The 14,346-nt window shown below is 45.5% G+C and carries 13 protein-coding genes; 8 read left to right on the top strand and 5 right to left on the bottom strand.

The window, feature by feature from the left end:
* The first annotated feature begins 15 nt into the window (after nt 1-15).
* The 3 genes from E7747_RS01795 to E7747_RS01805 all read left to right on the top strand — a co-directional run bounded on the left by E7747_RS01795 (nt 16) and on the right by E7747_RS01805 (nt 2,858).
* Nucleotides 16-771: a succinate dehydrogenase/fumarate reductase iron-sulfur subunit gene (locus E7747_RS01795; protein ID WP_123613004.1), complete on the top strand. Its 756-nt coding sequence runs from the start codon at nt 16-18 to the stop codon at nt 769-771.
* A 507-nt stretch (nt 772-1,278) separates the two neighbouring features.
* Complete coding sequence (locus E7747_RS01800; protein WP_136413759.1) at nt 1,279-1,782, top strand: RNA polymerase sigma factor; 504 nt, start codon at nt 1,279-1,281, stop codon at nt 1,780-1,782.
* Between the two features lie 572 nt (nt 1,783-2,354).
* Nucleotides 2,355-2,858, top strand: coding sequence for an RNA polymerase sigma factor (locus tag E7747_RS01805; protein WP_123613002.1), 504 nt, complete (start codon nt 2,355-2,357; stop codon nt 2,856-2,858).
* Nucleotides 2,859-3,020: 162 nt separating this feature from the next.
* Here E7747_RS01805 and E7747_RS01810 read toward each other — a convergent pair whose 3' ends face one another.
* Entirely contained in the window at nt 3,021-3,635 is a 615-nt protein-coding gene (locus tag E7747_RS01810) for an OmpH family outer membrane protein (protein ID WP_123613001.1), read from the bottom strand.
* 74 nt (nt 3,636-3,709) lie between these two features.
* Complete coding sequence (locus E7747_RS01815; protein ID WP_123613000.1) at nt 3,710-3,889, bottom strand: hypothetical protein; 180 nt, start codon at nt 3,887-3,889, stop codon at nt 3,710-3,712.
* 227 nt (nt 3,890-4,116) lie between these two features.
* Between E7747_RS01815 and E7747_RS01820 the strand changes: the two genes are divergently transcribed.
* The 4 genes from E7747_RS01820 to E7747_RS01835 all read left to right on the top strand — a co-directional run bounded on the left by E7747_RS01820 (nt 4,117) and on the right by E7747_RS01835 (nt 8,146).
* On the top strand, nt 4,117-5,577 hold the full coding sequence (locus tag E7747_RS01820) for an aminoacyl-histidine dipeptidase (RefSeq protein ID WP_136413761.1): 1,461 nt from the start codon (nt 4,117-4,119) through the stop codon (nt 5,575-5,577).
* A gap of 326 nt (nt 5,578-5,903) precedes the next feature.
* Nucleotides 5,904-6,662, top strand: coding sequence for an N-acetylmuramidase family protein (locus tag E7747_RS01825; protein ID WP_136413762.1), 759 nt, complete (start codon nt 5,904-5,906; stop codon nt 6,660-6,662).
* Nucleotides 6,663-6,917: 255 nt separating this feature from the next.
* Entirely contained in the window at nt 6,918-7,874 is a 957-nt protein-coding gene (locus E7747_RS01830) for an SPFH domain-containing protein (protein WP_123612997.1), read from the top strand.
* A gap of 77 nt (nt 7,875-7,951) precedes the next feature.
* A complete protein-coding gene (locus E7747_RS01835) occupies nt 7,952-8,146 on the top strand; it encodes a DNA-binding protein (RefSeq protein ID WP_123612996.1) in 195 nt (64 codons plus the stop codon).
* A gap of 129 nt (nt 8,147-8,275) precedes the next feature.
* Here E7747_RS01835 and E7747_RS01840 read toward each other — a convergent pair whose 3' ends face one another.
* From E7747_RS01840 to E7747_RS01850, 3 genes are read right to left on the bottom strand one after another with little or no spacing between them, the layout of a single operon-like run.
* Nucleotides 8,276-10,828: a porin family protein gene (locus E7747_RS01840; protein WP_136413764.1), complete on the bottom strand. Its 2,553-nt coding sequence runs from the start codon at nt 10,826-10,828 to the stop codon at nt 8,276-8,278.
* A 2-nt stretch (nt 10,829-10,830) separates the two neighbouring features.
* On the bottom strand, nt 10,831-11,505 hold the full coding sequence (locus E7747_RS01845) for a DUF4974 domain-containing protein (protein WP_168185185.1): 675 nt from the start codon (nt 11,503-11,505) through the stop codon (nt 10,831-10,833).
* Complete coding sequence (locus E7747_RS01850; protein ID WP_123612993.1) at nt 11,495-11,983, bottom strand: sigma-70 family RNA polymerase sigma factor; 489 nt, start codon at nt 11,981-11,983, stop codon at nt 11,495-11,497. Before E7747_RS01850 ends, E7747_RS01845 begins: the two co-directional genes overlap by 11 nt.
* A 261-nt stretch (nt 11,984-12,244) precedes the next feature.
* Here E7747_RS01850 and E7747_RS01855 point away from each other — a divergent pair, with 261 nt between their 5' ends.
* On the top strand, nt 12,245-14,338 hold the full coding sequence (locus E7747_RS01855) for a TonB-dependent receptor (RefSeq protein ID WP_136413769.1): 2,094 nt from the start codon (nt 12,245-12,247) through the stop codon (nt 14,336-14,338).
* Nucleotides 14,339-14,346 lie beyond the last annotated feature (8 nt).

Consider the following 14,346-nt stretch of genomic DNA (forward strand, 5'->3'; position numbering starts at 1 on the left):
AAATTTCGAAGACAAATGGAACATACTATAAATGTAAACCTCAAGATTTGGCGTCAACGTGGCCCAAAAGAACCGGGTTCATTCCAGACCTATCGTGTTGAGAATGTTTCGACCGGCAGCTCATTCCTTGAAATGCTCGACATGCTCAACCAGCAGCTCGTCGACCGCAACGAAGAGCCTGTGGTATTCGATAGCGACTGTCGTGAAGGCATCTGCGGTATGTGCTCTCTCTATATCAACGGACACCCCCACGGTCCTGTACAGGGCATCACTACCTGCCAGCTCCACATGCGTAAGTTCAACAACGAGGACACCATCACTATCGAGCCTTGGCGTTCGGCTGCCTTCCCCGTGATCCGCGACCTCATGGTCAACCGTAACGCCTTCGACCAGATTCAGCAGGCCGGTGGTTATGTGTCGTTCAACTGTGGTGGCGCTCCCGATGCCAACAACCTTCCCATCTCAAAGGAAGTGGCCGACGTGGCTATGGACTCGGCAACATGTATCGGTTGCGGCGCTTGCGTTGCAGCCTGCAAAAACGGCTCGGCAATGCTTTTTGTCAGCGCCAAGGTAAGCCAGTTCGCACTCCTGCCGCAAGGTCAGGTGGAACGCGCACGCCGTGCCCGCGCAATGGTCAGGAAGATGGATGAACTCGGATTTGGTAACTGCACAAACACAGGCGCATGCGCAGCCGAATGTCCCAAGAACATTCCTCTGAGCAACATTGCCCGCCTCAACCGTGAATTTGTCAAAGCCAAATTCGCTGACTAAAAGCCGACCGCGCATAAGCGTATCAATAACAACACCGCCGTCACCACCTTAAAAGTAATGACGGCGGTGTCGTTTTTATGTCCTCTTTTCAATCTTCAGCATCGCTTTCATATAGCCTCTCGCAAACCTTAACTGCAAAATTTAGTTAAAACATCCGTCAGACAAAACCAGATCTGTAATCAGATGTATTAAAAGTATGCAAGCGAATCCAAAAATCAAAGTCATTGAGGATTTAATTGCAAAGCACACTAAATTGTAACATTTTCGCAATAATTATGAATCCAAATTAATCCTCTATAATTCAGAATACTATCTTATTTTGTAATATATTTGTCATCAATTTAACAAAATTTTATATTAAATATATTTATCACGCTAAGATTTTGTTGTAATTTTGAATTGTCAAATGTGTCCGTGGATTTACCAGAGGCATATTGAGGACAAAAAAGGAACACAACAACAATCCTCGATTCTTTTTGATACGTTCAACTCTCTAAATTTTCAATTATGGGAACTCAGGAATTTCAAAACAAGCTTATGAGTCTTCAAGGCAATCTTCTAAACTTTGCCTACATGCTCACCTCAAACAGAGACAACGCTTACGACCTGCTGCAGGATACCACCCTGAAAGCCCTTGATAATGAGAGCAAATATGTTGACAACACCAACTTCAAAGGTTGGGTTTTCACCATTATGCGCAACATCTTTATCAATAATTACCGCCGCGTCGTTCGTTCCTCTACCGTTATTGACCAGACTGAAGATCTCTATCACCTTAATCTCTCGCAGGATTCAGGACTTGAAACACCGGAAGGATGTTTCGGAGCAAACGAGATTTCAGATGCAATCAACGAATTTCCCGACGAATACCGTATTCCTTTCTCCATGCACATCGCCGGGTACAAGTACAATGAAATCGCCGAAAAGATGAACCTCCCTCTCGGCACTGTCAAGAGCCGCATCTTCTTCGCCCGTAAAAAACTTCAGGTGCGTTTTGCCGACTATCGCTGATAATCGGATAAGGCCCGCATCTTGAAAGAGAAAAACATGCACGACCAAAGCTAAACATAAAAACTATTTTGTAGAGATTAAATTTTTCCTGTATAACTAACTGTTGGTTTCCATTAGGCAGACCGGTAAAATAAGATTGTTTTACGATTCACGTTATCGAAATTTATCATGGTATTGATTCGACAGAAACATACATAGAGATAAATATGTCATTACTTTTCTTTAAGATGCTAATTTTATCCTTACTGCTATAGGAACATTACACACACTGATAACAGATCCGGAACGCCTGCGAAGTTGATTCGCGGGCGTTTGTTTTTAGGAATTCTGTAATAAAAATATACATTGCAACAATTCCGCAACATTAACAAAAAGCAAATAACAAACTAATATCCAACAAATTACCCACAATTCACGACATCACGTCCTCATATTAACATTCTTTTACAACAAGAGTGATTCATTACACGATTTTGGCGATAACTTTGAAGCGTAAACAAAAAACAACATTGTGAAAAGCCCGCTTTTCACAAAACCAACACTCCGTTCAACCGCATAAAAACGATAAATTTATGGGAACTCAGGAATTTCAAAACAAGCTGATGAGCCTGCAGAGCAATCTTCTTAATTTTGCCTACATGCTCACCTCAAACAGAGACAACGCTTACGACCTGCTGCAGGACACCACCCTGAAAGCCCTCGACAACGAAAGCAAATATGTTGACAACACCAACTTCAAAGGCTGGGTTTTCACCATCATGCGCAACATTTTCATCAACAACTATCGTCGGGTGTCACGCTCGGCGACAATCATCGACCAGACCGACGACCTCTATCATCTCAATCTGTCACAGGATTCAGGACTCGAAACCCCGGAAGGCTCTTTCGGTGCAAACGAGATTTCAGATGCCATCAACGAATTTCCCGACGAATACCGCATTCCTTTCTCCATGCACGTTGCCGGCTATAAATACAATGAAATCGCCGACCACATGAATCTCCCCCTCGGCACAGTCAAGAGTCGCATCTTCTTCGCCCGCAAGAAACTCCAGACTCGCTTCGCGGATTATCGCTAAACGTCATCTTTGGATTGTCAGTTCTGCTAAAAGCCCCCTACGGACAACTACGACTTACACATCTAACATATATCAATTCTAAAAAAACAGACTTCCCGCCTGATTTTGAATCATTCGGCGGGAAGTCTGTTTTTTCAATTTCTTATTCAGATTGCACGCTTCTTACTTGGAAGAGTCAACCTTATTGTAACGGGCGTTGAGCCCATCGATGATATCACGTGTGATATCGAGCGACGGATTGAAATAAATGCCCGCAGCTTTGAAAAGGATAGCATCATATCCCTTGGAAGCATTATAGACCTTTACATAATTCTCAATCGAGTCATTCAGCTGAAGCTGCTGCTGGCCAAGCTCGTTTTCAGTGTTGCGGCTAAGGTTAGCAAGATAATTCTCGGCATCCTGCTGCATCTTCTGGAGCTTCTGCATATCTGCATTGTAGCTGGCCTCGGAAAGATAGCCGTTGCTGCGCGCCTTCTGCTCGATGGCTGCGGCAAACTTCTGAATCTCGCCGGCTTTAGCCTGACGTGCGCTTTCAATCTTCGACACAGCTCTCATTGAAGCCTCCTGAAAATCCTTTGCAAGATTGTAGTGGGTCATGAGAGAATCTGAATCGATATAACGTATATTAAGTGCGGAAGAGGTTGCGCCATCGGCTGTTGCTGCTTGAGCCGGAGCTCCGGCTGCAGGATCGCTTGACGTTGAACCGCCGCACGAGGTAGCAGTGAGGGCAAAAAGACTTAGAAGCAGCGTCGAAGCTGATATTGCTAACTTGTTCATGTGTTAAAGATGTGAGATAATATTGAATTTTGTGATGTTTATATTCTTGATGTTCACACTGAAAATCCGATGTTTCATGGTTCTTTATGACGGTGCGCGCACCCTATGCCACGGCGCTTTAGCTCCGGGATGTCGTGCGCATGCCCTGTCGGAAATTTGCCTCCTTTGACAAAGAGCGCTTTCACTCCCATAATCACTACAGCCAACCCGATAAGGACAACGGCCGCAACTACTGTCAGAAGTACAATTTTCATAGACAATCGGGGTTTTCAGATGCAAAAGTAGCAATTTAGCGCAAATTATAGCGTCTATCTCAATTTTATTTTATAATTTAGTGGTGCAAATGTGAGATATTTAACAATTGTTTCACACTTGCGCTAATATTCCTAAAAGATGCGTCTGCAGATACCATCTGCCGCATATATTTTTAACATGTCCGTAAAAATTTCAATTACGTCCATAAATCCTTAAATATTTCTATATGGAAATCAAAGATCTTCAACCGCGTGAGGTTTTCTCTATCTTCGATGAGATCACTAAAATCCCCCGGCCTTCCAAGAAGGAAGAAAAAATCCGTGAATACCTTCTTGAATTTGCCCAAAAGCACAATCTGACAGCAAAGACCGACAAGGTTGGCAACGTGGTCATCTCCAAACCGGCTACACCCGGCCATGAAAACGCCCCGACCGTTATCATGCAAGGCCACATGGACATGGTATGCGAGTCTAACGACAAGCACTTCGACTTTGCCAACAGTCCGATTCCTGCTGTGATTGACGGCGAATGGATCCGCACAAACGGCACGACTCTCGGCGCTGACAACGGCATCGGAATGGCTGCATCGCTCGCAGCCCTCATCGATGACTCCTTTGAACACGGACCGCTCGAGGCTCTCTTCACAGTAGACGAAGAAACAGGCATGACCGGAGCAAACAACCTCGGTCCTGACATGATCACCGGCTCTATGCTCCTCAACCTCGACTCTGAGGACGACGCTGAAATCTTTGTCGGATGCGCAGGCGGAGTCGACACTCAGGCCTTCTTCACCTACAACCGATCATTCGCTCCATCCGATTTCCTTTACTTCAAGATAAATGTCGAGGGACTCAACGGCGGCCATTCAGGCGGTGACATCCACCTCGGACGCGCCAACGCCAACAAGCTCCTCGCCCGTTTCCTCTTCCTCCTTTCAGGAAAGCACGAAGTTGTGCTTTCAGAAATCGACGGCGGCAACCTGCGCAACGCCATTCCCCGCGCAAGCCATGCGGTCATCGGTGTCCACACATCGCGCAAAGAAGATGTCCGCGTCGCCCTCAACCACTACATCGCCGATCTCGAAAACGAATACCAAGGCATCGAACCGAATCTCAAGATTACGATGGAAAGTGTTGATGCGCCTGACTTTACAATTGACCAGACCACATCAACCAACATCATCCGCGCCCTATACTGCGCACCTCACGGAGTTGTTTCCATGAGTCGCGAACTCGAAGGTCTTGTCGAGACTTCGACAAATCTTGCATCTGTCAAGATGGCTCCCAACAACACTATCGTTGTCACCACCAGCCAGCGCAGCTCTGTCGAATCGCGCAAATGGGACATCGCCCGTCAGGTAGAGGCCGTCTTCCTCCTCGCAGGCGCACATGTCGAACATGGTGACGGCTATCCCGGATGGCAGCCCAACCTTGAATCACCCATCATGAAGATTACCCGTGATGCCTATCAGGAACTTTATGGCGTGACTCCTGCCATAAAGGCAATCCACGCCGGCCTTGAGTGTGGCCTTTTCCTGACAAAATACCCGCACCTCGACATGGTTTCATTAGGCCCGACCCTCCGCGACGTCCACTCTCCTTCAGAGCGCATGCACATTCCGGCTGTCGAACGTTTCTGGTGTCAGCTCAAACGCACACTCGAAAAGGTAGGCGAGCTTAAGAAATAAAACAACTTAAATACTCACGTGTCACATCTGCGCGCATGCAGATGTGACACGGATTATTGGAAAAACATACTCCGGATCATACACTTATCCCGGAGATAATCCCATCACCAGTTCCGGGTTTTCAGAGGAAAAACCGATCGAAAAACAACATTGAGATTAAACCTCAACGCCGATATGGCGTCTTATTGTCAGGTGTAATGCCGAGCCAATGCAGCGAAAGGTATGGACTCTGCATGAAACCCTGAGTAAAATCATCACTTCTGAGATAGTTATCCCCTCCGCACCGTGCGGTGCACAAGGGAATTGTTTTACTAAAGTAAATTTTTATGTACAGACGTTTCGCTCTGCTCATGCTTGCTGCTCTCTTCTCGGCGGTGCTTTTCTCTAAAAACGAAGAATCTTCGTTGAACTCAAGCCCCGACAACCTCTCCCAAGTATTGGCAGAATGTGAAAATCTTCTCTCCGACACGATCATCAAGCTTACAGAGGAAGATTTTGAAGAGGTGGCCCAGCGACTTGGAGTCGAGGTAGCTGCCATTAAAGCCGTTGTCGAAATTGAAGCCGGTCATTCACACGAAGGCTTCGCTTCGCCCGGCAAACCGCTTATCAATTTTGATCTGACTATGTTTCGCCGTTTTGCCACCCGCCGCGGTGTCAATCTCTCGAAATACAGCAAATCACACTCCGTTGTCTTCACCTCATCGCGAGGCTCACAGACAAGGGCTTACCGTCGTCTCGACGCTGCTATGTCAATAAACCCGCATGCGGCCATTGAAGGCACATTCTGGGGCATGTTCCAGATTGGCGGATTCAACTGGAAGAAATGTGGAGCTAAGAATCTCGACGATTTCGTAGAACGCATGTCGACCTCCGAACGCGAACAGCTCGAAATGTTTGCCGAATTCATAGTCAACTCCAACCTTCTCAAACCGCTTCAGGACAAAAACTGGGCTACGTTTGCCCGAGGCTACAACGGCCCCGGATATGCACGCCGAAACTACCATACCCGCATGGCAAAAGCCTATAACCGCTACTCACAGGCTGCCTCCGCAGCAGAAAAAGCCGAGGAAGAGCCGAAAGCCTGAAAAACCGGGCGTATGCCGACATTCTAAAAATCAGACATATCTCTCAGACGACAGCGATGACAGCTTCCTTTTTATGGGGCGCTGTCATCGCTGTTTAATTTCCGACGGTTTTACCGTCTGTTACATGGATGGAAATTTCAATGAAAAAATTTGGAACTAATCGGAAACAAAGCTATCTTTGCGATATAAAATAATATCATTTTAATATCACAACTGACTCGTTAAATATTTCAACATACTCTAAAATACATCGCCATGACTAATCCTGACACCAACAAAGAATTCAACTATGAAGGCCGTGTCTACAATGGCTTCTTCATGCTTTTCGTCAACATCATTCTGATTCCGGCAATCATAGCCGCGATGTTTTTCCTTACCTCCGACATGGAATCCATCCTGTTGTGGCTGGGCTCTCTTATACTCGTATTTCTGTTTTTCATCTGTCTTGGAGGATTTTTCATCCAGCAGCCCAATCAGGCACGGGTTATGATATTTTTCGGAAACTACCGTGGCACATGCCGCCAGACAGGCTTCTATTGGGTAAACCCCTTCATGACCCTAAAGAAAATCTCGCTCCGCATACGCAACATGGACATTGCTCCAATAAAGGTCAACGATAAAATCGGCAACCCGGTGATGATCGGCATGGTGCTCGTATGGAAAGTAAGAGACACCTACCGCGCAGTGTTTGATGTCGACGCCGACTCCGGCGCTCCCGCGACTACGTCAAGCGCAGCTTCCCGTGCAACATCCAACGCTCTCGAAAACTTTGTCAGCATTCAGAGCGATGCCGCTCTCCGCGAAGTCACCGGACGTTTCGCATATGACGAGGAAGACTCATCGTCAACTGAAATCACACTCCGTGGCGGCAGTCAGGAAATTGTCGAACTCCTCGAAAACAAACTTAATGAACGCCTGTCAATGGCCGGTATCGAAGTTGTCGAAGCCCGTCTCAACTACCTTGCCTATGCTCCCGAAATTGCAGCCGTCATGCTGCGCCGTCAACAGGCCTCTGCAATCATTGCCGCCCGCGAAAAAATCGTCGAAGGAGCGGTCTCAATGGTTAAAATGGCACTTCATCAGCTCAAGGAAGAAGATGTGGTCGAGCTTGATGAGGAACGTAAGGCAGCTATGGTAAGCAACCTGCTTGTGGTACTCTGTGCCGATGAGCCTGCACAGCCGGTGGTAAATACTGGAACGCTTTACAACTAACCGCAAATCCCAATCCGTCGCGTCATCCACTCCCGAGATGGCGCGACATCACAGCAACCATCAGCAAGTATTATAGAATGGCAAAGAAAGAAACAGGCAAAAGCTTCCTGCTGCGACTCGACGCCACCACAATGGAAAAAGTTGAGGCATGGGCGGCGCAGGAATTCCGTTCTGTCAACGGACAGATCCAGTGGATAATCGCCGACTCACTACGTCGCCACAACCGGAATACCCATCCTAAACCATCGGCTGACCACAACGAATCTGAATAGCATCAACTCCCGCTAAACAGACAGCCACATCACAACCGAAATCTGAAAAACCACATTTTCCGGTTGCTTTCAGCGAAAAGTCACCGGCTTCAGTTGCCGGGGACTTCACTGTTAATAAGCTCAGAGATCTTATTTCAATATCGCTGATGAGCCGCCGGCTTGTTCACCTACTTCATTGCTCCTTTGCACCTTCTTGCCATATCCGAATGTATAGGTGACCGAAAAATTAATCCTTCGATGATAATAAGTTCCACCCTGCAACATCGTTTCCGAGTATATCGGAGCATGCAATGTCTGAGTTGCCGCAAGCCAATCGCCCCTGAACATATTGATGGCAGAGAGGCGTATATTCCAGTTCGAATTACCCCAACCGGCCTGTAACTGATAGAAATCTCTGGACCTGTACCATGTGCCCAAATTACCGTTGATAGTTTTATCCTTACTTTGATAAGATGCCTGAACGAAAAAACGTTTTATATAATATGTCGCAGAAGCATTGACCACGAAAGGATTTTCTGACATATTGTAGTAACCATTATATCGAAACATGGAAATTGACGGCTGCGCAGCCAACTGCATGCTTCCATCGAATAATTTAAGGTTAAGTGACAAACCAATTTGAGTTCGATTATAATCCTGATCCGAAGAATATGTCTTCAATATGGCATGACCATTTTTGTATGGCTCGAATATCGGAACATATAAATCATATTCACCGAAATACTGACCAAAGAGTGACATGGAAAATCTATTATCCGCAATCCAGTTATACTTCATATTAAACGTGACCTGACGGGAAAGGGACAGATTCGGATTGCCGGTCTTATACATTAGCTCATTATCCTGCAAAATGTTAGGGGTCTTGACACTCTCCCCGGGATAGTTCGCACCATAATGGATAAAAGCCTGTAGCGAATGATGATCTGAAGGAGAGTATGTACCTGAAACATTTATCAATGGATATGTCTCACTTGCGTATACCCCATTGATGCCGTTGCGTTCCCATTGCAAGGCTACATTCGAATTGAACCGCCATCTACGGTTATTAAAATTATATCCGATTCGCAAACCCGCGTAGCTATCTGAAAATTTATTTTCATAAGGTGAAGAGCCCCTGTATTCCACGTCATTCCGATTTGTCCCCGTATAGATAGCGGCAAAAGCGCTATGATTGGCCGTGAAACCTTTATACAGTGTGGCACTCCCGCTTACCTTATAATAATTTTCACGCGAAGTATTGTCAATCGCTTCACTTCCCGGCAACGAAGCAACATAGGAATAAGCGTAGTCGGTATGTCCGTAATTTACCCTCGTGCTCAGGCTTAACTGAAAATTATCAGGGAGAATAAAATAATACGCTCCTGACCATATAAAATGTCGGGTAGTATAGGGCTGATTATTTTTGTAGGAATAAGCAGTGGCGTTACTCTGTGAATAAGAAAGATGACCTTGGGTTTCAGCCAAAGGACTCTGGTCGAAATTGAAACCGATCGTATTGCCAATCTGTGTTTTGTCACTGTCATACACTGCACGCAGTGTGACAGGATACTGATTGTATTTGAAATGCGAGTTGTCAAATTTCTCCTTTCGTATTATCGTATTGTCATTCCTGTCATCGGCAGTCAGTCTGTATTCCCCAATCCGGGATGTACCGGCATGATGAAAATCATGATTTGACGCACCGGCATATAAATCAAAAATCATATTCTTATATATAAACTTTGAATATAGGGAAGTTCTGCTTGACAGACCGACCATAACATTCTCGCTCGCGGATAACTTTGTATATCCGCCATATTCATACTTCTGCATTATAAAGTTTATGACATGCTCATGACCATTAAACCGGGGATCTGTAGGAAAATCGAGATACTCCACCCTTTTCACATCCGCAGTCCTCATCCCCTGCAGTTCTTCGGATGAAGCCGGCAAGCCGTTTACATATATGGCCACCGCGCCACCTGTCAGAGTCCTTACGGATTCATCCACAAGATTTATGCTTATTTGTGGTATTGCAAGATTCCTTAGTAAATCAACCCCGGTCTGCGACGCATTTTTTTGACGCTGAGTCGGGCGATAAACCGTTTTATCAGTGTATGTCCGTGAATATTCGGCTTCAACATTTACATTCCGTAGGCGAACCGGCAATTCTGTCATGATTATGTTACCCAATGAGAATGATTCACATTTCCTGTATGTCGGCTTATATCCGAGACAAATAATTTTTGCTGTCACTCCTTCTCTGTCGCATGGAATGGAGAAACATCCCTCATAATCAGTCATACCATACGTGACGACAGTGGAATCTTTATGGGTAAGCAACATAACCGTTGCTGCAACGACAGCTTCTCCATCCGTACCGATTGTACGGCCTGAATACATAAACCTGCCATACTGAAGCGCCTCGATATAATAACGTCCATCCCGTTTTATCACGGAAACAGGATTAAGGCCGACAATCTGTCTCAATGCTTCGTGTGCATCATCCGTATCCACATTTGCTGTCACTTTGTAGTTGCCAAGTTCGTTATAGATAAAATTGACCTGAAGATCAGGATGCTCCTCAGCAATACGGACAAGAACATCCGACAGGCGTACCGAATGGAGGGCATAACTAAACCTGTTTGCGTATGTTGTGATGACACACAGCATAGCTACAAGGACAAAACATAACTTTCTCATCGTTATTCTATGGTCAAAGTGTTACCGGCAAGTTTTATATTGATTTGCTCGAAATTGTTGAGTTGCTCAACGATTTCTTTTAGAGAAAGTGTCTGATTCCATTTAAAATACAGATGAAGATCCTTTGATTTATCGCTGTCGTAAGCCACTGTCGCACCATAATACTCTGCAATCGTCCGTATCACGGCAATGAATGGTTCATCTTTGAAAATCAACGTCTTTGGTTCTATAGGCATAATGTCTGAATCATACACCGTATCACTCTTTTCATTACAATCTGACATGGCGACAACGGAAATCACATCTCCACTATGCTGATGCTGCAATTCTTTCCGGGGATGTGTAATCGAATATTTAATTCCAATTGTAGCTGCCACGACCGCAAGAGAGCCAACCATACATATCAGTATGGCAGCAGCATTTCGAGAAAAAAAGGCTTTTATCGAACTGTATGACCCGCTTGGAAGCGGAACCGTCTTACCGTGTCTCTCGACAAAACATTCCCATTCTATATCTATGTCCGGGTCTTTTGTTTCGGTCAGAGCATCGGAAGTTTTGTTGGTGATCTTATAAAGCTCTTGGATTTCACTGTCTTCGAGCATTCTTCGAAGTTCTTCATCTGAAAAACGGTCGGGATATTCGATTGCCTCTAAAAGCCGGTCGGTATTATCTTTCATGTTCATTGAAATATTGGCGTAAAACATTCATCGCATGACGCAGGTGCTTATAGACACTGACCTCACTGATGGAGAGAAGTTTCGATATTTCCTTATAAGTCATTAGCTCGCAGAATCTAAGACGGACAATCCTCCTCGTCTGTTCAGGAAGATGGCTGTCAACTATATCATTTAGCTTTGCGATGTCCTCATCATCAGGCCACTTATCATCTTCGATTTCTTGGCAATCAACAGCATACAGACTATTGAGGCGTTCCCTGACTGATAAATGCCTGATATGTTTCAGACAGGCAAAACGCACCCCGTTTAGAAGATAAGCGGTTGTAGCGGTCTTTACATTTCCCGACAGCAATGAGGCAAAGACATCGTGCACTATGTCTCTTGCACTTTCCTCGTCGTGCAGAAGCCGCTTAGCGAGAATAAGCATTTCCTTATAATTGCTCCGGAAGAGTTGTTCTATGTCATCTGTTGTCATCATACATATATATAAACCGTAACTTTCAATTTCCCTAACCTTACATCTCGTTTTCCATAGTTTTTCTTACAAAGTTATACAATAATCAAAAATAGCGCTTATTAAAATTTTTTCTATTTTTTTGTTACACTCCGCAGCATGCTTCGTTAAGATAAGTGAAAGCTACTACAAATAGGTTTAAGTTTATTTGTACACTTTTAGGTATGGCAAGGAATTTTAATAGGCCATAACTTTGCATCGTAGTAATTCAAATTATAGAACAACATGAAAACTGCTTTACCAATCATCTGCGCATTGTTCCCGTTGACAACCTTGGCTCAGTCAGCGCAAAACGACAGCATTGAGACCCAGCAACTCAACGAAGTCGTGGTCGAAGGACAGATGCAGAATGTCAAACCCGGAATATCGACATATTACCCTGAAAGCAATCAGAAAAAATCAGCTCAGGATGCAATTGACCTGCTCTCGCAGATGGGTATGGCACAGATCAGTGTGAATCCCGTATCAAACTCGGTTCTCACCCTTAACGGAAATACTGTCTCAATTTATATCGACAAGCAACCCGCCTCACAAGCCCAGCTGGATGCTTTAAAGCCGGAGGACGTAAAGAAAGTGGAATATCTTGTCTACCCTACCGACCCTCGCTACCAGCATAAACCCTATGTCGTAAACTTCACCATGCGCAGATACGAAATCGGAGGCTATGCCAAATTTACAGGGAAAGACAATATTATGACCGGCTCGGGCAGCGGGATGGCCTATGGCAAGATGGCCTATAAGAGCATGACTTACGACCTCGTGGTTTCCGACAGATACACCGACCGTCACAATCAGGGCTCTGACCGGAAACAGATATTCCGTTTCCCCGAAGCCGACGGCTCTCTGAAAGAGATTACGCGGGAAAACGTCATGGACTACAGCCGGTTGCAGCGGAACAATCTCGGCATATCTTTCCGTGCCGTCTACGGGACTGAAAAAATCTCCATATCCAACACAGTCTCTCTGGATGCCACAAACCGTCCACGCCTCAACACTGAGGGTTCAGTGATTTTCACTCCCGATATTTACAGTCAGTCAGACTACAGCTCAACGGCAAGCTCTAATGTTATATATCCCACTTGGACCGGCAACTTTTATTTTGACATCGGCCACGGTTATCAGTTAAACGCCGTGACACAGTTGCAGTATCAGCACACGACAAGCAACAGCACCTATCGTGGCGCTGGTGAGACCGCCATTGTCAATAATGCCCGCGACAAGGCGATGTTGGGTCAGCTGATGGTGCAGCTCAACAAGAATATCAATGACCGGAATACGGTAGACGTGCAGGCATACTATGTAGTCAACCACGACAAAGTAGACTACTTAGGCTCAACCCGCTCGACCGACCGTTTCAGGCAGATTGCCTACGGTGCTCTCGCCGGATACTCATATAATGCGGAAAAATTCTACGGACGCTTTGAAGGTGGCATAATCGGCGAACAAAACAAAATCGACAACACGACGATGTCTGACATTCTCCCTCTCTTCAATCTCAACATGCAATATGTCTTCAACGATAAAAATTCGCTCAATTTTTCCGCAAACTATAACTGCAATTTCGTTGACCAGTCCGACAAGACATCTACAATCCTACAGGAGAATGAACTTCTCTACAAGACAGGCAACCCCGACCTCAAAAACACGCGGTGGGGAGCGGCTGACCTCCAATACACTTGGCTTCCGAATAATCGATTTCAAATTGCAGCCTCAGGCGGCTGGAGTCAGTATTTTGACAGACCTGTCCCGATGTTCACACCCACAGGGCCCGACGGCATGATGCTCCGCTCCATAGTAAACAGCGGCGACTGCCGGAATTTTGATGTCGGCGTCTCGTTTACGGCACGTCTGTTCAAACGATCACTTGTCTTACAGCTACAGCCACGCATGTGGTTCGGCAAACTGACAGGAATATACAACGACTCTTACAACTACCTCATGGTCTCGGCCAGCGCCACATACTACTTTAAACCGTTCTATGCCTCACTGTATTATTCGACAGCAGACCGTGGACTTGTGCAGTATTCACTCAATGAAACCTTCACCCGAGGCAAGTCGCTATATCAGTTTAAACTCGGCTGGCGAAATAAAAACTGGAACATCAGCGTCGCAGCCGTAAATATCTTCCGCAAAAGCTGGATAGACCAGACGTCCAGTCTCAAAAGCGAGTACTTTGACCAGTATAACACTGTATACAATTCCAGCAGTCACAGATGCATTCGTCTTACGGCAAGCTACACCTTTAGCTTCGGCAAGAAAATCAAAAGAGGCGACGAAATTCAAACCATAACCTCATCCGGCTCAGCCATAATGAAATAAAGACAATA

Origin of the sequence: Duncaniella dubosii (assembly GCF_004803915.1) — a bacterium.
In the GTDB taxonomy this organism is placed as follows: Bacteria; Bacteroidota; Bacteroidia; order Bacteroidales; family Muribaculaceae; genus Duncaniella; species Duncaniella dubosii.

Bases quoted from the DNA above. Each gene is read 5' to 3' on its own strand.
- E7747_RS01795 (WP_123613004.1), top strand. From the start codon at position 16: ATGGAACATACTATAAATGTAAACCTCAAGATTTGGCGTCAACGTGGC.
- E7747_RS01800 (WP_136413759.1), top strand. From the start codon at position 1,279: ATGGGAACTCAGGAATTTCAAAACAAGCTTATGAGTCTTCAAGGCAAT.
- E7747_RS01805 (WP_123613002.1), top strand. From the start codon at position 2,355: ATGGGAACTCAGGAATTTCAAAACAAGCTGATGAGCCTGCAGAGCAAT.
- E7747_RS01810 (WP_123613001.1), bottom strand. From the start codon at position 3,635: ATGAACAAGTTAGCAATATCAGCTTCGACGCTGCTTCTAAGTCTTTTT.
- E7747_RS01815 (WP_123613000.1), bottom strand. From the start codon at position 3,889: ATGAAAATTGTACTTCTGACAGTAGTTGCGGCCGTTGTCCTTATCGGG.
- E7747_RS01820 (WP_136413761.1), top strand. From the start codon at position 4,117: ATGGAAATCAAAGATCTTCAACCGCGTGAGGTTTTCTCTATCTTCGAT.
- E7747_RS01825 (WP_136413762.1), top strand. From the start codon at position 5,904: ATGTACAGACGTTTCGCTCTGCTCATGCTTGCTGCTCTCTTCTCGGCG.
- E7747_RS01830 (WP_123612997.1), top strand. From the start codon at position 6,918: ATGACTAATCCTGACACCAACAAAGAATTCAACTATGAAGGCCGTGTC.
- E7747_RS01835 (WP_123612996.1), top strand. From the start codon at position 7,952: ATGGCAAAGAAAGAAACAGGCAAAAGCTTCCTGCTGCGACTCGACGCC.
- E7747_RS01840 (WP_136413764.1), bottom strand. From the start codon at position 10,828: ATGAGAAAGTTATGTTTTGTCCTTGTAGCTATGCTGTGTGTCATCACA.
- E7747_RS01845 (WP_168185185.1), bottom strand. From the start codon at position 11,505: ATGAAAGATAATACCGACCGGCTTTTAGAGGCAATCGAATATCCCGAC.
- E7747_RS01850 (WP_123612993.1), bottom strand. From the start codon at position 11,983: ATGATGACAACAGATGACATAGAACAACTCTTCCGGAGCAATTATAAG.
- E7747_RS01855 (WP_136413769.1), top strand. From the start codon at position 12,245: ATGAAAACTGCTTTACCAATCATCTGCGCATTGTTCCCGTTGACAACC.